Consider the following 16549-nt stretch of genomic DNA (forward strand, 5'->3'; position numbering starts at 1 on the left):
GACCCGAGGAGGTCCCGGTCACTTCTCCAGAGCCGCCTTCGTCTTCAGCGGCTCCCACCAGGCGCGGTTCTCGCGGTACCAGGTGATGGTCTCGGCGAGGCCGTCCTCGAAGCGGACCTGCGGCTCGTAGCCGAGCTCCTCGCGGATCTTGCTGATGTCGATCGAGTAGCGCAGGTCGTGGCCCTTGCGGTCGGCGACGTGCTCGACCATGTCCCAGCCCGCCCCGGCGGCCTCCAGCAGCAGCCCGGTGAGCTCCTTGTTGGTGGCCTCGGTGCCGCCGCCGATGTTGTAGACCTCGCCGGCGCGGCCCTTGCGCATGGCCAGCTCGATGCCGCGGCAGTGGTCCGACACGTGCAGCCAGTCGCGGACGTTGCCGCCGTCGCCGTACAGCGGCACCTTCTTGCCGTCGATCAGGTTGGTGGTGAACAGCGGGATGACCTTCTCCGGGAACTGGTAGTGCCCGTAGTTGTTGGAGCAGCGGGTCACCACGACGTCCATGCCGTGCGTGCGGTGGTAGGCCAGCGCCAGCAGGTCCGAGGAGGCCTTGGAGGCCGAGTACGGGGAGTTCGGCACCAGCGGCCACTCCTCCGTCCAGGAGCCCTCGCTGATCGAGCCGTACACCTCGTCGGTGGAGATGTGCACGAAGCGGCCGACGCCGTGCTTGCGCGCGGCGTCCAGCAGGACCTGGGTGCCGACGACGTTGGTCAGCACGAACGGGCCCGCGCCCGCGATGGAGCGGTCCACGTGCGACTCGGCCGCGAAGTGGACGACGACGTCATGCCCGGGCATGACGTCGTCGACAGCCGCGGCGTCGCAGATGTCGCCGCGGACGAAGGTGTAGCCACTGTGCCCCGCGACGGAAGCCAGGTTGGCCTCGACACCGGAGTAGGTGAGCTTGTCGAAGACGGTGATCCGAGCCTCGGCGTCGGCTCCGAGGAGCTGACGGACGAACTCCGACCCGATGAACCCGGCGCCGCCGGTCACAAGGATGCGCATAATGCGCGCAGTCTATCGCCGTCCCGCACCTGCCAAGGACCCCGGCCGTACCCCCCGCCCGTTCTCGCATAAGGTGCACGCATGCGTGGAATCCTTCTGGCCGGCGGCACCGGCTCCCGGCTGTGGCCGCTGACTCGAGCGGTGTCGAAGCAGCTCCTCCCGGTCTTCGACAAGCCGATGATCTACTACCCCCTCTCGACCCTCGTGATGGCCGGGATCAGCGAGATCCTGATCATCACGACCCCGAACGACCGCGACCAGTTCGAGCGCCTGCTCGGCGACGGCTCCCAGTTCGGCCTCCGCCTGGAGTACGCCGTCCAGGAGAAGCCCGAGGGCATCGCCCAGGCCTTCGTCCTGGGTGCCGACTTCATCGGCGACGAGTCCGTCGCGCTGATCCTCGGCGACAACATCTTCCACGGCAGCGGTCTCGGCACCCGGCTCTCCGAGCACACCGGTGCCAAGGGCGGCCGGGTCTTCGCCTACCCGGTGGCCGACCCGACCGCCTACGGCGTGGTCGAGTTCGACGAGGACGGCCAGGCCATCTCCATCGAGGAGAAGCCGACCGAGCCCAAGTCCCGGTACGCCGTCCCCGGCCTGTACTTCTACGACAACCGCGTGGTCGAGATCGCCCGCGGCCTGAAGCCGAGTGCCCGCGGCGAGCTGGAGATCACCGCGGTCAACGAGGCGTACCTCCAGGCCGGCGACCTGCACGTGACGATCCTCGACCGGGGCACCGCCTGGCTGGACACCGGCACGTTCGTCTCGATGGTGCAGGCCTCGGAGTTCGTCCGGGTCATCGAGGAGCGCCAGGGCTTCAAGATCGGCTGCATCGAGGAGGCGGCCTGGCGGGCCGGCCTGATCGACGACGCCCAGCTGCGCGAGCTGGCCGAGCCGCTGCTGAAGAGCGGCTACGGCCAGTACCTGGTGGCGCTGCTGGACGAGGAGGGCACCCGATGAAGATTCGCGAGCTGTCCATCGAGGGCGCCTGGGAGCTCACCCCCCAGGTGCACGGTGACGCGCGTGGCCACTTCACCGAGTGGTACCGCTTCGACCGGCTCGCCGAGGTGGTGGGCCACCCGCTGCGGCTGGCGCAGGCCAACCTGTCGCTGTCCAGCCGGGGCGTCGTCCGCGGCATCCACTTCGCCGACGTCCCGCCCGGCCAGGCCAAGTACGTCACCTGCGTGCGCGGCGCCGTCCTGGACGTCATCGTCGACCTGCGGGTCGGCTCGCCGACCTTCGGCACCTGGGAGGGTGTGCGGCTCGACGAGACCGAGCGCAAGGCGGTGTACATCTCCGAGGGCCTCGGCCACGGGTTCTGCGCGCTGAGCGACGACGCGACGCTGACCTACCTCTGCTCGGAGACCTACAACCCGACCGGCGAGCACGGCGTGCACCCGCTGGACCCGGACCTGGGCATCGAGTGGCCGGCCGACGTGCCGCAGCTGTCCGCCAAGGACACCGAGGCCCCCTCGCTGGCCGAGGCGCTGGCGAGCGGCCTGCTGCCCGACTACAAGGCGGTCAAGGCGTTCACCGCCGAGCTGGGCAAGGCCCACCGGGCCTGATCCGGAAACGCTCCGAACGGGAAGGGCCCGGCCGCGTCGAACGCGGCCGGGCCCTTCCCGTCGTCCCGGGCACCGACCGGCCTCAGCGGCCCCGGAACACCCAGACCTTCAGCAGCAGGAAGCGGACCACCGTGGCGAGCCCGTTCGCCAGCACCAGCCCGGCCACCTCGACCGGGCGGGAGGCGGTCGGCGCCAGCCGGTCGAGCAGCTCCAGCGCGCCGATGCTCAGGCCGAGCGCGATCAGGAAGGCCACCGCCCCCTGGGCCTGGTGGCGCAGCGCGCCCTCGCTGCCGGTCACCCCGAAGGTGAAGCGCCGGTTGGCGGCCGTGTTGGCGACCGCGCTCACGGCCAGCGCGACCAGGTTGGCCACCTGTTTCGAGGACACCTGGCGCAGCCCCACGTACAGCGCCAGGTAGAACAGGGTGCTCAGCGCGCCGATCACCAGGAAGGACGGCAGCTGCCGCCGGGGACCCCGGCCGGGCGGTGCCGGTGGCGGTGCGGGTGGTGGCGTCGAAGGCGCCGGATCGCCGGTGAATGTCATCGAGAATTGTCCCGGCGTTCATCGTCGACCGAGTCGTAGCCGACGAAATAGGCCGGTCTGGCCTGCACCGCCGAGTAGATGCGCGCGGTGTACTCCCCCAGCAGGCCGACGCAGATCAGCTGCACCGCGCCGAGGAACAGCATCCCCATGAAGAGCGAGGACCAGCCGGGGACGGTGACCCCGATGGCGAACGCGACGGCGGTGTAGACGCTCATGACCAGGCACACCGCGAAGCTCAGCAGGCCGAGCCAGGTGGCCAGCCGCAGCGGGGCGGCCGAGAAGTTGACGATGCTGTCCAGCGCGAGCCGGACCATCTTCCCCAGCGGGTAGTGGGTGGTGCCGGCCACCCGCTCCTCGCGGACGTAGACGACCTCCCCGCTGGGGAAGCCCAGCCACGGCACCAGCAGCCGGTAGACCGGCTGGTGCTCGGGCAGGGCCTTGAGCGCGTCCACCGCGGCCCGGCTGAGCAGCCGGTAGTCGCCGGCCTGGCTGGGCATCCGCTTCCCGACCAGCTTGCGCATCAGCCAGTAGTAGGCACCGGCCGAGCGCCGCTTGAACGAGCTGTCCGTGGTGCGGTCGCCGCGCACCCCGTAGACGATGTCGAGGTTCTGCTCGCGGGCCAGCGCGAACATCTCCGGGATCTTCTCCGGCGGGTCCTGGAGGTCGGCGTCGAGGCTCACCACGTAGTCGCCGAGGGCGCGGTCGAGGCCGGCCTTCAGGGCGGCCTGGTGGCCGGAGTTGCGGGCCAGCCTGATGATCCGGAACTCCGGCCAGTCCTGGCGGATCTTCTGCATCAGTACGGGGGTCGCGTCGGTACTGCCGTCGTCGATGCCGACCACCTCGTAGCCCACCCCGAGCGCGTCGAGGATCGGCCGCAGCCGCTCGACGGTCCTCGGCAGCGCCTCCTGCTCGTTGTAGATCGGCATGACGACCGACAACTGCGGCGCTGTCGACATGAGTTGGTCCCGCTTTCGGCCGGGGCTGCTGGATCGTGGCCGACCCTAGCAGCCGGTGCTGAGCCCGGAATGAGACCGGATGAGCAGTGCATGAGAGCCGTCCCCGCCGGTCGCGGCGGGAACGGCTCCGGGTGCCGGTCGGGGGTCAGACCCCGGGGAAGCTCCGCTCCCACGGGTGGACCCAGTTGTTGCCCGGCTTGACCACGACCGTGATCTGCGGTTGGAAGCCCACGAGCTCACGGCGCATCCGGTCGCCGGTCGCCTGGTCGGCCACCACCACGGTCATCGGCTCGCCCAGCCTCTCGGCGGCCTTCCTGACGTGCTCCATCGCCGCCCTGTGCTCCGGCTCGGCGCGCTCGGCGGCGCCGATGTTCACCCAGTGCGTCTCGTAGAGCGGCAGCATGTCGCCGCCGCGCGAACGCAGCAGCGCGGCGAGCCAGGTGGACTTGAGGTTCTTGTAGTCGTCGTTCGAGTAGAGCACCATCATCGGGCCCCGGATGCCGTCCAGGTCGCCCATCACGGTGGCGCCCTCCCGGGGGCCGATGTCGCTCCAGGCGTCGCCGCGGCTCCAGGCCATCAGCGGGTTGTTGCGCCAGACCGAGGGCATCCCCTTGAACGAGTCCATGCCCCACTGGACGCCGGCGAACAGGCTGAGCGCCGTCGCCACCGCGAGCACCGAGAGCACGGCGTCGCTGATCCGGCGCCGCAGCACCGGGACCCGGGCGGGCGAGACGGTGCGCAGCAGCGGGCCGACCGCGCCGATCGAGATCAGCGCGATCACGATCCCGGTGCCGGCCAGCTTCTCGAAGTAGTAGGAGAGCTGCCCGATGGTGCGGATCTGCCACCAGGCGAAGCCGCCGACCGCGACCCCGGTGGCGAGCACCACCACGAACAGGGCCTGCCCGGTCGCGGTCCGCCGCAGGCTCGGCGACAGGGCGGCCAGCGCGCCCAGCAGCAGACCGCCGATCATGATGGCCCGGTCCGCGCCGACGCTGGGGCCGCCGAGGTTGGAGGTGCTGGCGACATCGAGCTTGGAGAGCACGGACACCAGGCTGGGCAGGCCCGCGACGCCGAGCGCGACCGCGGCGGCCAGGGCGTAGCGCAGCCAGTGCGCGCGCCGGAACCGGCGGCGGTGGACCACCAGGGCGCCGACCACGGCGAGGCCGGCCACGGCGCCGAAGAGGTTGTAGACGTAGGTGACGGTGATCAGGCCGAGCGCCGCGACGAGCAGGAACTCGACCGTCCCCATCGCGGGCCGCACCATGAAGGCCGCGAGCAGGGCCACCATCAGCAGGCCGACGACGGTGGAGTCGAAGCCGTGGATGACCAGATCGGTGTAGTTGCTGGAGAACACCAGCGCGGCGACCGTGCCGCACACCGCCGCCGTCCGCCAGCCCCGCAGGCGCGGGCCGCCGATCCAGCGGGCCGCCCAGACCAGGGCCGTGCCCAGCAGCGCGTACGCGGCCAGCACGTAGAGCAGGTAGCGGTTCATGGTGTCGAGCGGCGCGCCGAGGTCCGCGGCGGACCGCACCAGCGAGTCGACCCAGGCGAGCAGGAAGTGGGTGCCCTGCGGGTAGACCGCTTCGGAGGGCGACATCATGTACGCCTTGGCGGCCTCCTGGTGCAGGAAGTTGTAGCCGCCGACGTGCTGGATGCCCACGAAGTACGAGAAGTGGTTGAGCCGGTCCTCGGCGGTGGTCAGGAACTCCAGGCGCCAGCCCGGCCCCTTGCCGATCAGCGGCTTGTACAGGTAGTGCCACATCACGTACGTGGTGCCGACCACCATCAGGTCGGAGGGCCGGAACCGCAGCGGCAGCCGCGGGACCCGGCGGCCGAGCCAGCCGGTGAGGACCACGACGGTGAAGAGTCCGCCCGAGGTCGGGATCGGGTCGATGCCCCAGGGCCAGAGCGAGAACAGCAGCCCGAGCACGAGCACGCCGCCGGCCACGACCAGGGCCGCGGCCACCAGCCGGTCGAGCAGCACGCCGCCGATCCGGAGCAGCGAGGCGACCGCCAGGACCAGCAGCGGCAGGACCAGGATCCCGAGGCCGAGCGAGATCAGTGCGGCGGGCAGCACCCAGCCGGCGGCCAGGGCACCGGCCAGGACCGGAAGGCTGCGGGCCGGCCTGCGGGCCGGGGGGCGGGAGCCGGCCGCCGGGTCCTCGGGAGTGTCCTCCTCGACCGAGGAACGCGCGGCCATCATGGTGCGGAGTCTTTCCATCGAGACCCTGAATCCCATCCCCTGCGTCGGACAGTCCGTACGGCCGATGTCCCGCCGGTACGGAGCGATCCTAGTTGACCAAATGTTTTGCCAATGACAGAGGGCTTGACGAGGACCCAGGGGTCCTCGTCAAGCCCTCCTCGACCGGGGTCGACAGGTCAGAGCATCAATTACTTGATGATCTTGGTGACCTGGCCGGCGCCGACGGTCCGGCCACCCTCACGGATGGCGAACTTCAGGCCCTCCTCCATGGCGATCGGCTGGATCAGCGCGACCGTCATGCCGGTGTTGTCGCCCGGCATGACCATCTCGGTGCCCTCGGGGAGGGTCACGACGCCGGTCACGTCCGTGGTACGGAAGTAGAACTGCGGGCGGTAGTTGTTGAAGAACGGGGTGTGACGGCCACCCTCGTCCTTCGACAGGATGTAGGACTGGGCCTCGAAGTCGGTGTGCGGCGTGACCGAACCCGGCTTGATGATGACCTGGCCGCGCTCGACGTCCTCGCGCTTGATGCCGCGGAGCAGCAGACCGACGTTCTCACCGGCCTGGCCCTCGTCGAGCAGCTTGCGGAACATCTCGATGCCGGTGACCGTGGTGGTGGTCTTCTCGGTCTTGATGCCGATGATGTCGACGGTCTCGTTGACCTTGAGGATGCCACGCTCGATACGACCGGTGACGACGGTGCCACGACCGGTGATCGTGAAGACGTCCTCGATCGGCATCAGGAACGGCTGGTCCACGGCGCGGGCCGGGGTGGGGATGTTCTCGTCGACGGCGTGCATCAGGCCGAGGAGCTTCTCGCCCCACTCGGCGTCGCCCTCGAGGGCCTTCAGCGCGGAGACGCGGACGACCGGCAGGTCGTCGCCCGGGAACTCGTACTCGGAGAGCAGCTCGCGGACCTCGAGCTCGACGAGCTCCAGGATCTCCTCGTCGTCCACCATGTCGGCCTTGTTCAGGGCGACAACGATGTAGGGGACGCCGACCTGGCGGGCCAGGAGGACGTGCTCCTTGGTCTGCGGCATCGGGCCGTCGGTGGCGGCGACCACCAGGATGGCGCCGTCCATCTGGGCGGCACCGGTGATCATGTTCTTGATGTAGTCCGCGTGACCCGGGCAGTCGACGTGGGCGTAGTGACGCGCCTCGGTCTGGTACTCGACGTGCGCGATGGAGATGGTGATACCGCGCTGCCGCTCCTCCGGCGCCTTGTCGATCTGGTCGAACGGCGTGAAGGGGTTGATGTCCGGGTACGCGTCGTGCAGCACCTTGGTAATGGCCGCGGTCAGCGTGGTCTTACCGTGGTCGATGTGACCGATGGTGCCGATGTTGACGTGGGGCTTCGTCCGCTCGAACTTCGCCTTCGCCACTGAGTCCTCCTGAGGACAGTTCTGTACGCCGTGGTGACGTCAGTTGGTCTTTGATGTTTTGTGTGGGCTGTCCGGAGGACACCCCGTGCCGTCCCACTGGGTGGGGGGCCGGAGGCCCCGGGAGGATCCGACCGGATCCTCCCGGGTTGCCTCCCAATAGCCTAAGGGGTGGCTGTTGTCCCGAAAGTCGGGACGTTACTCGCCCTTGGCCTTCGCGATGATGTCGTCCGCGACGTTCCTCGGAACCTCGGCGTACGAGTCGAACTGCATCGAGTAGCTCGCGCGACCAGAGGTCTTGCTGCGCAGGTCACCGACGTAGCCGAACATCTCGGAGAGGGGCACCAGCGCCGTGACGACGCGGGCACCGTGACGCTCATCCATGGACCGGATCTGGCCACGGCGAGAGTTGATGTCGCCGATCACGTCGCCCATGTAGTCCTCGGGCGTGGTGACCTCGACGGCCATCATCGGCTCCAGGAGGACCGGCTTGGCCTTCCGGGCGCCTTCCTTGAAGGCCATCGAGCCGGCGATCTTGAACGCGAGCTCGGACGAGTCGACGTCGTGCGCCGCACCGTCGAGCAGCTTCACGCGAACGCCCTGGAGCGGGTAGCCGGCGAGGATACCGAACTCCATGGCCTCCTGGCAGCCGGCGTCGACCGACGGGATGTACTCCCGCGGCACGCGGCCACCGGTGACCAGGTTGACGAACTCGTAGCCCTCGGCCTGCTCGAGCGGCTCGATCGCGATCTGCACCTTGGCGAACTGACCGGAGCCACCGGTCTGCTTCTTGTGGGTGTAGTCGATGCGCTCGACGGCCTGACGGATCGTCTCGCGGTACGCGACCTGCGGCTTGCCGACGTTGGCCTCGACCTTGAACTCACGGCGCATACGGTCGACGAGCACCTCGAGGTGCAGCTCGCCCATACCCGCGATGATGGTCTGGCCGGTCTCCTCGTCCGTGTTGACCTGGAAGGACGGGTCCTCCTCGGCGAGACGCTGGATGGCAACACCCAGCTTCTCCTGGTCACCCTTGGACTTGGGCTCGATCGCGACGCGGATGACCGGGGCCGGGAAGTCCATGGACTCCAGGATGACCGGGTTCTTCTCGTCGGACAGCGTCTCACCGGTGGTGGTCTGCTTCAGGCCCATGACGGCGATGATGTCGCCGGCGCCCACCGAGTCGATCTCCTCACGCTTGTTCGCGTGCATGCGGTAGATCTTGCCGATGCGCTCCTTCTTGCCCTTGACGGCGTTCAGCACCGAGGTGCCGGACTCCAGGCGGCCCGAGTAGACCCGGACGAAGGTGAGCTTGCCGAGGTGCGGGTCCGACATGATCTTGAACGCGAGCGCGGCGAGCGGCTCGTCGTCCGAGGCCTTGCGGGAGATCTTGACGGTGTCGTCGCCCGGCTTGGTGCCCTCGATGGACTCGATGTCCAGCGGGGACGGCAGGTACTTGACGACGGCGTCGAGCAGGGGCTGAACGCCCTTGTTCTTGAACGCGGTACCACAGAAGATCGGGGTGAAGTCCGAGTTCAGGGTGCCCTTGCGGATCGCGTCCTGCAGCAGCTCGACCGGGATGTCCTCGCCCTCGAGGGCGAGCTCCATGATCTCGTCGCTGACGTTCGAGACGGTGTCGATCAGCTGCTCGCGGTACTCGTCCGCCTGCTCCTGCAGCTCGGCCGGGATGTCGACGATGTCGTACATCTCGCCCTTGGCCGCCTCGGCGGACCAGACCAGCGCCTTCATGCGGACCAGGTCGACAACGCCCTGGAAGTCCGACTCGGCACCGATCGGCAGCTGCATGACCAGCGGGGTCGCGCCGAGGCGGTCCACGATGGTCTTGACGCAGAAGAAGAAGTTGGCGCCCGTGCGGTCCAGCTTGTTGATGAAGCAGATGCGCGGGACGCCGTAGCGGTCAGCCTGCCGCCACACGGTCTCGGACTGGGGCTCGACACCGGCGACACCGTCGAACACCGTCACGGCACCGTCGAGGACGCGGAGCGAACGCTCCACCTCGACGGTGAAGTCGACGTGACCCGGGGTGTCGATGATGTTGATGGTGTGGTCGGCATCGTCGACGGTCCAGTGACAGGTCGTCGCGGCCGACGTGATCGTGATGCCGCGCTCCTGCTCCTGCTCCATCCAGTCCATGGTGGCAGCGCCATCGTGGACCTCACCGATCTTGTACGACACGCCGGTGTAGAACAGGATCCGCTCGGTGGTGGTGGTCTTGCCCGCGTCGATGTGCGCCATGATCCCGATGTTGCGGACCTTGGCGAGGTCAAGGGAGGTTGCAGCCATGGTGGCTCGTTCTCTCTCTGTCTAGTGACGGGGTACGGACTACCAGCGGTAGTGCGCGAAGGCCTTGTTGGACTCGGCCATCTTGTGGGTGTCCTCGCGACGCTTCACGGAAGCGCCCAGGCCGTTGCTGGCGTCGAGGATCTCGTTCATCAGGCGCTCGGTCATGGTCTTCTCGCGACGGGCGCGCGAGTAGCCGACCATCCAGCGCAGCGCCAGGGTGCTGGCGCGGCCCGGGCGGACCTCGACCGGAACCTGGTAGGTCGCGCCACCGACACGGCGGGACTTGACCTCGAGGGCGGGCTTGACGTTCTCCAGCGCACGCTTCAGCGTGACGACCGGGTCGGCGCCGCTCTTCTCACGGACGCCCTCGAGGGCGCCGTAGACGATCCGCTCGGCGGTGGAGCGCTTGCCGTGCAGCAGGATCTTGTTGACCAGCTGGGTGACGACCGGGGAGCCGTAGACCGGGTCGATGATGACCGGGCGCTTCGGGGCGGGGCCCTTACGAGGCATTCTTACTTCTCCTTCTTGGCGCCGTAGCGGCTGCGAGCCTGCTTGCGGTTCTTGACACCCTGGGTGTCGAGCGAACCGCGGATGATCTTGTAGCGGACACCAGGAAGGTCCTTCACACGACCACCGCGCACCAGCACGATGGAGTGCTCCTGCAGGTTGTGGCCCTCGCCCGGGATGTAAGCGGTGACCTCGATCCCGCTGGTGAGGCGCACACGGGCGACCTTACGAAGGGCCGAGTTCGGCTTCTTCGGGGTGGTCGTGTACACACGCGTGCAGACCCCACGGCGCTGCGGGGAACCCTTCAGCGCGGGAGTCTTGTTCTTCTCGACCTTGTCCTGCCGGCCCTTTCGGACCAGCTGCTGGATCGTAGGCACCGTTTCTCCGTTTTCTGTGTGCCAAGGCTTGGTGGAACTAACCTGCGGTGTTCCCTCGCACACGGCCCCGTGGTTCGACCCACGCGGTCGGGTGTGTTGGGTTTTTTCCGGCACGGAATCCCATGGGCTGATGTACAGCGACGGCGCTCTACGCGCGGCGCGCCGTAAAAGGCGCTCCGGCTCGGCGCGGCGACCGGTGTGCATGCACGCACAAGGACCCGGGGACACCCCAGGCACAAGGTCAGAGCGTACCTAGCGCATCGGGCTCGGTCAAAACAAATGGAACATCGCAGGTCATGGCCGTGGCGCCGGGGTCCCCGACACCACGGCCGATGCTTATAGCACACTCCCTCACGGCGTGCCGCGCAACTCGTCCCGCGCTCAGCCGACCGGAGTCATCGGGCGGTGACCCACCGGACGCACCGACCGCTCCCCGTCCGCCGGGGGCCGCGGGGTCGCCGGCGGGGTCGGCGCCCGGTCGCCGGCCAGGGCGATCACGGCCAGGCCGGTCGCGCCGATGCCGTAGACCAGCAGCCAGAGCAGCCAGGTGCCCGGCGGCGACCAGTGCGCGGGGTGGATGAAGAACGAGCCGCCGGTGCCGACGGCGTTGCGGCGCAGCGTCCAGAGGAAGGCCGAGACGTTCGCCACGGTCAGCGTCAGCGCCATCCAGCCGATCAGCCGCCGCCACGGCAGCCCGCCGGAGGGCACCCGCAGGGCTGCCACGGCCGCCGCCGTCATCGGCAGGCCGACCATGAAGGGCAGCAGGTAGCGGCCCTGCCAGACCATGCCGAGCTTGCTCGCCTGGATCGACTGGGCGGCCACCGGCACCGCGATCAGCGCGACCATGACGGCGATCACCACGAGGGCCTGGCGCGGACGGCCGAAGCAGAGCGCCAGCAGGATCAGCAGGATGATCGCGGCCGGCCAGAGCAGCCAGGTGATCGCCGGGGCCGGGGTGTCCAGCCAGCCGAAGTCGCCGATCATCTGGTGGATGAAGATCAGCGAGTGGTCGAAGGTCAGCCGCGCGGCATTCAGCGGGGTGAACCAGTCCGGGATCTCGATCACCGAGTTGTCCGGGTGCGCCATCGACCAGGCCATGGCGACGCCGGTGCTCGCCGCGAGGGCCGCCGCGCACACCCAGGTCGCCCTCGTCCGCACCACCATGCGGATGGCGGAGCGCTGGGTCAGCAGCAGTGCGCAGGCGACCGCGCCGGCGAACCAGACCAGGCCCAGCGGGCGGATGTTGATCAGCACCAGGCCGCCGACCCCCAGCCTCAGCAGCCGGCGGTTCAGCAGGACGCGGTCGGGCGCCATGAACATCGGCAGCGCGGCGCTCCAGACCAGGACGCCGGCGGCGATCTCGGGACCGCTGGGGTTCACCACCCCGCCCATGTAGAGGGTCGTCGGCGTCAGGGCGGCGAGCAGCCCCGCGATCACGATCCCCCGCCGGCGCCACTCGGCGGCCGCGACCACGGCGCTGGCCAGCAGCGCGGCGCAGAACACCGCGGAGGCCAGTCGCATCAGGTACAGCCCGGGTTCGCCGGAGACGATCCGGCTCGGCCAGCCGACCAGGGTGTAGTACAGCGGGTTGTAGCGACCGGCCGCGGTGGTCACCTCGACGATCTTCTCCGAGGTGCCCAGCGCCGGGGCGCAGTCGGCCGACTGCCACTGCTGGAAGGCGTAGCAGGTGTGACGGGTGGACAGCTCGCGGTACCACTCGGGCAGCTGGACGCCGGTCTCGGCGAACTGGCCGTCCATGCCGGCGACCTGGTGCTTGACCATCACCTCGGTGCCGTTGAGCTGCCCGCGGGCGACCGCGGCGGCCCGCACCAGGTGCGCGTACTCGTCCGGCGAGCCGCCCATCGGGGTGGACACCGACCAGGCCGAACCGAGGAGGACGAACAGGAGGAACGAGATCCCCCACAGCCGTCGCGGGGAGTTCACCAGGCGGTCGGCTATCCGCTTGAAGGTCTTCGTCATCGGTCGGTTGGGATTAGGAGTCACTGCCGTCTCTTCGTGTCAGCATCGAGCCCGTCACCGGACTTTCTCCCTGGCGGCACTGTCACCGCCCGTCGAGGTCCTTCGAGCAGGTACCGGCGGGAATGAGATCGCGTCTCATGGAACCGCCCCGGGCACGAGGTCCGGGGCAGCCTTCCCGGCATCCTAAGGCTTGGTCCCCACGGCGGTTCACCCGGACCTTCACCTACCCGTCACACCTGGCCGGAGGGGTCGCCCGGTCCGTCGCGGCACCCCCGGGCCGGCCCCGTCAGCCGAAGACGGCCACCGTCATCATGATCGTCGCCCAGAAGGCGATCGACAGCCAGCCGAAGACGATCCCGGTGACGGCCATCCCGTCGCCGTCCTCGTTCCGCTCGGCCACCTGCCGGCGTCCGATGTGACCGGTGATCACGGCCGGCACCCCCAGCAGGCCGCCGGTCGGCACGCAGAGCAGGCCGAGGACCAGCGAGGTGACCGCCACGGCGTTGGTCCGCCGCTGCGGCGGCGGGGCCAGGAAGGTCGGCGGCACCGGGACCAGGACCGGTCCGGCCTGCGCCACCGTCATCTGCGGGGCGACCATCGGCCCGGCCGGCAGGTCGGCGACGAGCCGGGCGAGCTGGCCGTAGGTCTGCGCGGTGCTGGCCGCCTCGAAGCGCTCGCCGTACTCGGCGGCGCTGAGCCGGCCCTCGGCGAACGCGGCCTTCAGCACGTCCACCGTGCGCTCGCGGTCCGCGGTCGCCGCCCGCATCGCCGACTGAGGCATCGCGACCTGCGGCATCGCGGCCTGGGGCACGGCGGCCGGCGGCATCGCGGGGTACGGCATCGGGGGCGGGCCCGGAACCGGCGGCCGGGCCGCCCCGAACTCCTGCTCACCCCACGGCTGAACGGCCATCCGCCACCTCCCGTTACCCCCGCGCGACCACGGAGTCCCCCCGTACGTCGGACTCTCATAGTGCAGGACGAACGGGGGCTCCGAGTAGTTGCCGATTCTCCCGATCCGGTACACCTCCGGTTCCGCCCGTCCTCCCGCGCCGCACCGTTCACCCGTTTGGTCCCGACACACCTGGGGCATCGCCACAGGAGACAGGCCGGGCCGGGCGGTGGCAGGCTGTCGTCGGGCCCGTTTCGATCATGGAACGACCATCGGCCCGACCGCTCCGACCACCAGCAGAGAGAGCCGCCATGCAGGCCTCGGCGCCGCCGCCGTCCCCCGACCCGACCACCCCCGTGCCCCCGGCCGTGCCCTCCGCCGTGTCCATCCGGGGCCTGTGGAAGCACTTCGGGAGCCAGGCCGCCGTCGCCGGGCTCGGCCTGGAGCTGCCGACCGGGGCGTTCATCGGACTGGTCGGCCCGAACGGCGCCGGCAAGACCACCACGCTGTCGATGGTCACCGGCCTGCTCCGGCCCGACCAGGGGACCGTGCTCATCCACGGCGCCGACGTCTGGGCCGACCCGGTCACCGCCAAGGCCCGGATCGGCATCCTGCCCGAGGGCCTGCGCATGTTCGAGCGGCTCAGCGGCCGCGAGCTGCTCCAGTACAACGGCCGGCTGCGCGGACTGCCGGGCGCCGAGGTCGACCGCCGCGCCGAGGAGCTGCTCGCCGTCCTCGACCTCGCCGACCACGCCGACAAGCTGGTCGCCGACTACTCCACCGGCATGCGCAAGAAGATCGGCCTCGCCGCCGCCCTGCTGCACAACCCGGACGTGCTCTTCCTCGACGAGCCGTTCGAGGGCGTCGACCCGGTCTCCGCCCAGACCATCCGCGGTGTGCTCAAGCGGTACGCGGCGGCCGGCTCCACCGTCGTCTTCTCCAGCCATGTGATGGAGCTGGTCGAGCAGCTCTGCGACTGGGTCGCCGTCATCAGCGCCGGCCGGGTCATCGCCCAGGGCCCGCTCGACGCCGTCCGCGGCGGGCGCAGCCTGCACGAGGCGTTCCTGGACCTGATCGGCGTCCGCGAGGACGACGGCCGCTCGCTCGACTGGCTCGGCGGGGGCGAGCGGTGAGCTCCTCCCCCGCCCCGCTCCCGGCCCCGGCGCCGCTCCCGGCTGCCGCCCCGCTCCCGACGGCCGGGATCCCGGACGACCGGACGGTCGTCCGCACCCTGGTCTCGCTCAAGCTCCGGCTGCTGCGCAACGGACTGCGCCGCAGCCGCGGCCGCGCCGCCCTCTACGTGCTCGGCGCCGCCGTCGGCCTGCTGTTCGCGACCGGCATCGCCCTGCTGCTGACGATCCTCCACGACCACGTCGAGCACGGCGCCGCCGGTGACGCGGGCGTCGTCCTGGCCGGCGCGCTCACCCTCGGCTGGGCCGCGATCCCGCTGTTCCTCTTCGCCAGCGACGAGAGCGCCGATCCCACCCGGCTCACCATGCTGCCGCTGCGGCCCGGACCGCTGCTGCGCGGCTCGGTGCTGGCCGCGCTGCTCGGCCCCGGACCGCTGATCAGCCTGGTGCTGCTCACCGGCGCCGCGCTGTCCGGCGCGCACGGCGCCGCCTCGGCGGTGGCCGGCGCGGTCGGGGTGCCGCTCGCGGTGCTCACCGTGGTGACGCTCTCCCGCGCGGTCGCCGCCGGCAACGCCCGGCTGCTGTCCAGCCGGCGCGGCAAGGACTTCGCCGTCTTCGGCGGCCTGCTCTTCGCGCTGCTGGCGCAGCTCGCCAACCTCGGCTCGCAGAGCGTCTTCGGCAAGGCCGGCGAGAACGGCGCCGACCTCGGCCCGCTGGCCCCCTTCGCCGCCGTGCTGCGCTGGATCCCGCCGGTGAGCGCCGTCGACGCGACCCGCACCGCGGGCGAGGGCCGGTGGCCGCTCGCACTGCTCCAGCTCGCCGCGACCGCCGCGCTGCTCCTCCTGCTGCTGCGGTGGTGGCGCGCCAGCCTGCAGCAGCTGATGGTCACCGCGGACGCCTCGACGGTGGAGGTCGTCCGCGGCGTGCAGCGGGCGCGGCGCGGCCCGCGCTTCCTGCCGGAGGGCCGGACCGGCGCGGTGATGCAGCGCCACCTGCGCTACGCCTGGCGCGAGCCGCGGGCCAAGGCCGCCGTCTTCACCAGCATCGGGATGACGCTGGTGATCTGCGTGCTGTCGATCGTCCAGGGCTGGTCGACGGTCTACCTGGTGGCGATGACCGGGATGTTCCTCGGGCTGCAGATGCTCAACCTGTTCGGCATGGACGGCTCCGCGTTCTGGATGGTCGCGGCCACCCTGCTCACCCCGGCGGACGCCCGGGACGAGCTGCGCGGGCGGGCGTACGCCGTCCTCTCCTACGCCGTCCCGGTCACCCTGGTGCTCGCCCTGGTGCTGGCCGCCGCCACCGGCGACTGGTCCGGGCTGCCGGCCGCCGTCGGCGTCGCGTTCGCCCTGCTCGGCAGCGGCCTCGCGATCGGCGCCGTGCTCAGCGTGCTCGCGCCGTACACCATGCCCGCCGACAACAACCCGATGCGCAACGCCGCCCCGGGCCAGGGCGGGCTGGTGATGCTGAACAGCTTCGGCTCGATGTTCGGCAGCGCCCTCGTCGCCGCCCCGGTCGTCGGCTACCTGGTCTGGGCCCTCGCCACCGGCGCCGCCACCTGGCCGCTGCTGCTCGCCGGCCCCCTCTACGGCGCCGCCGTCGCCGCCCTCGGGCTGCGCCTCGCCGCCGGGCGGCTGCTGGAGCGCCTCCCGGAGATCCTCGCCAAGGCCGTCGAACGCTGACCCCCGGCGCCCGGCACCCCCGCCCCGGGCGGATTTTCGGTGG

The 16549-nt window shown here is 70.4% G+C and carries 14 protein-coding genes; 4 read left to right on the forward strand and 10 right to left on the reverse strand.

Annotation, left to right across the window (positions count from 1 at the left end; genetic code table 11):
- Positions 1-18: 18 nt before the first annotated feature.
- Positions 19-996, reverse strand: coding sequence for a dTDP-glucose 4,6-dehydratase (gene rfbB, locus VR45_RS01470; protein ID WP_030393286.1), 978 nt, complete (start codon positions 994-996; stop codon positions 19-21).
- Positions 997-1077: 81 nt separating this feature from the next.
- On the opposite strand from rfbB, the gene rfbA reads away from it, so the two are divergent.
- Positions 1078-1953, forward strand: coding sequence for a glucose-1-phosphate thymidylyltransferase RfbA (rfbA, locus tag VR45_RS01475; RefSeq protein ID WP_045937814.1), 876 nt, complete (start codon positions 1078-1080; stop codon positions 1951-1953).
- Complete coding sequence (gene rfbC / locus VR45_RS01480) at positions 1950-2558, forward strand: dTDP-4-dehydrorhamnose 3,5-epimerase (protein ID WP_045937815.1); 609 nt, start codon at positions 1950-1952, stop codon at positions 2556-2558. The genes rfbA and rfbC overlap by 4 nt, the downstream gene beginning before the upstream one ends.
- A gap of 82 nt (positions 2559-2640) precedes the next feature.
- Here rfbC and VR45_RS01485 read toward each other — a convergent pair whose 3' ends face one another.
- The 9 genes from VR45_RS01485 to VR45_RS01525 all read right to left on the reverse strand — a co-directional run bounded on the left by VR45_RS01485 (position 2641) and on the right by VR45_RS01525 (position 13715).
- Complete coding sequence (locus VR45_RS01485) at positions 2641-3099, reverse strand: GtrA family protein (RefSeq protein WP_078896131.1); 459 nt, start codon at positions 3097-3099, stop codon at positions 2641-2643.
- The gene (locus VR45_RS01490; protein WP_045937816.1) at positions 3096-4055 is read right to left on the reverse strand and encodes a glycosyltransferase family 2 protein; all 960 of its coding nucleotides are present in this window, start codon (positions 4053-4055) and stop codon (positions 3096-3098) included. Before VR45_RS01490 ends, VR45_RS01485 begins: the two co-directional genes overlap by 4 nt.
- A 145-nt stretch (positions 4056-4200) precedes the next feature.
- Positions 4201-6276 carry a hypothetical protein gene (locus VR45_RS01495; RefSeq protein WP_159394088.1) on the reverse strand — a complete coding sequence of 692 codons (2076 nt, stop codon included), beginning with the start codon at positions 6274-6276 and terminating at the stop codon, positions 4201-4203.
- Between the two features lie 170 nt (positions 6277-6446).
- Complete coding sequence (gene tuf / locus VR45_RS01500) at positions 6447-7640, reverse strand: elongation factor Tu (RefSeq protein ID WP_045937818.1); 1194 nt, start codon at positions 7638-7640, stop codon at positions 6447-6449.
- 195 nt (positions 7641-7835) lie between these two features.
- The gene (gene fusA, locus VR45_RS01505; RefSeq protein ID WP_045937819.1) at positions 7836-9941 is read right to left on the reverse strand and encodes an elongation factor G; all 2106 of its coding nucleotides are present in this window, start codon (positions 9939-9941) and stop codon (positions 7836-7838) included.
- 39 nt (positions 9942-9980) lie between these two features.
- Positions 9981-10451, reverse strand: a complete 471-nt coding sequence (gene rpsG, locus VR45_RS01510) for a 30S ribosomal protein S7 (RefSeq protein ID WP_030393278.1) — start codon at positions 10449-10451, stop codon at positions 9981-9983.
- 2 nt (positions 10452-10453) lie between these two features.
- Positions 10454-10825 carry a 30S ribosomal protein S12 gene (rpsL, locus tag VR45_RS01515; protein WP_014144289.1) on the reverse strand — a complete coding sequence of 124 codons (372 nt, stop codon included), beginning with the start codon at positions 10823-10825 and terminating at the stop codon, positions 10454-10456.
- Positions 10826-11206: 381 nt separating this feature from the next.
- Positions 11207-12805: a DUF2142 domain-containing protein gene (locus VR45_RS01520; RefSeq protein WP_045937820.1), complete on the reverse strand. Its 1599-nt coding sequence runs from the start codon at positions 12803-12805 to the stop codon at positions 11207-11209.
- A gap of 286 nt (positions 12806-13091) precedes the next feature.
- Positions 13092-13715: a DUF1707 and DUF4190 domain-containing protein gene (locus tag VR45_RS01525; protein WP_353612652.1), complete on the reverse strand. Its 624-nt coding sequence runs from the start codon at positions 13713-13715 to the stop codon at positions 13092-13094.
- 290 nt (positions 13716-14005) lie between these two features.
- Between VR45_RS01525 and VR45_RS01530 the strand changes: the two genes are divergently transcribed.
- A complete protein-coding gene (locus VR45_RS01530) occupies positions 14006-14827 on the forward strand; it encodes an ABC transporter ATP-binding protein (RefSeq protein ID WP_199925882.1) in 822 nt (273 codons plus the stop codon).
- Positions 14824-16506, forward strand: a complete 1683-nt coding sequence (locus tag VR45_RS01535) for a hypothetical protein (protein WP_045937821.1) — start codon at positions 14824-14826, stop codon at positions 16504-16506. Before VR45_RS01530 ends, VR45_RS01535 begins: the two co-directional genes overlap by 4 nt.
- Positions 16507-16549: the final 43 nt, after the last annotated feature.

Origin of the sequence: Streptomyces sp. NRRL S-495 (assembly GCF_000966955.1) — a bacterium.
Lineage (GTDB): Bacteria > Actinomycetota > Actinomycetes > Streptomycetales > Streptomycetaceae > Kitasatospora > Kitasatospora purpeofusca.

Excerpts from the sequence above, each read along its gene's own strand:
- rfbC (WP_045937815.1), top strand. The coding sequence starts at position 1,950 with ATGAAGATTCGCGAGCTGTCCATCGAGGGCGCCTGGGAGCTCACCCCC.
- rfbB (WP_030393286.1), bottom strand. The coding sequence starts at position 996 with ATGCGCATCCTTGTGACCGGCGGCGCCGGGTTCATCGGGTCGGAGTTC.
- rpsG (WP_030393278.1), bottom strand. The coding sequence starts at position 10,451 with ATGCCTCGTAAGGGCCCCGCCCCGAAGCGCCCGGTCATCATCGACCCG.
- VR45_RS01485 (WP_078896131.1), bottom strand. The coding sequence starts at position 3,099 with ATGACATTCACCGGCGATCCGGCGCCTTCGACGCCACCACCCGCACCG.
- VR45_RS01530 (WP_199925882.1), top strand. The coding sequence starts at position 14,006 with ATGCAGGCCTCGGCGCCGCCGCCGTCCCCCGACCCGACCACCCCCGTG.
- VR45_RS01525 (WP_353612652.1), bottom strand. The coding sequence starts at position 13,715 with ATGGCCGTTCAGCCGTGGGGTGAGCAGGAGTTCGGGGCGGCCCGGCCG.
- rfbA (WP_045937814.1), top strand. The coding sequence starts at position 1,078 with ATGCGTGGAATCCTTCTGGCCGGCGGCACCGGCTCCCGGCTGTGGCCG.
- VR45_RS01495 (WP_159394088.1), bottom strand. The coding sequence starts at position 6,276 with ATGGAAAGACTCCGCACCATGATGGCCGCGCGTTCCTCGGTCGAGGAG.
- VR45_RS01490 (WP_045937816.1), bottom strand. The coding sequence starts at position 4,055 with ATGTCGACAGCGCCGCAGTTGTCGGTCGTCATGCCGATCTACAACGAG.
- VR45_RS01520 (WP_045937820.1), bottom strand. The coding sequence starts at position 12,805 with ATGACGAAGACCTTCAAGCGGATAGCCGACCGCCTGGTGAACTCCCCG.
- fusA (WP_045937819.1), bottom strand. The coding sequence starts at position 9,941 with ATGGCTGCAACCTCCCTTGACCTCGCCAAGGTCCGCAACATCGGGATC.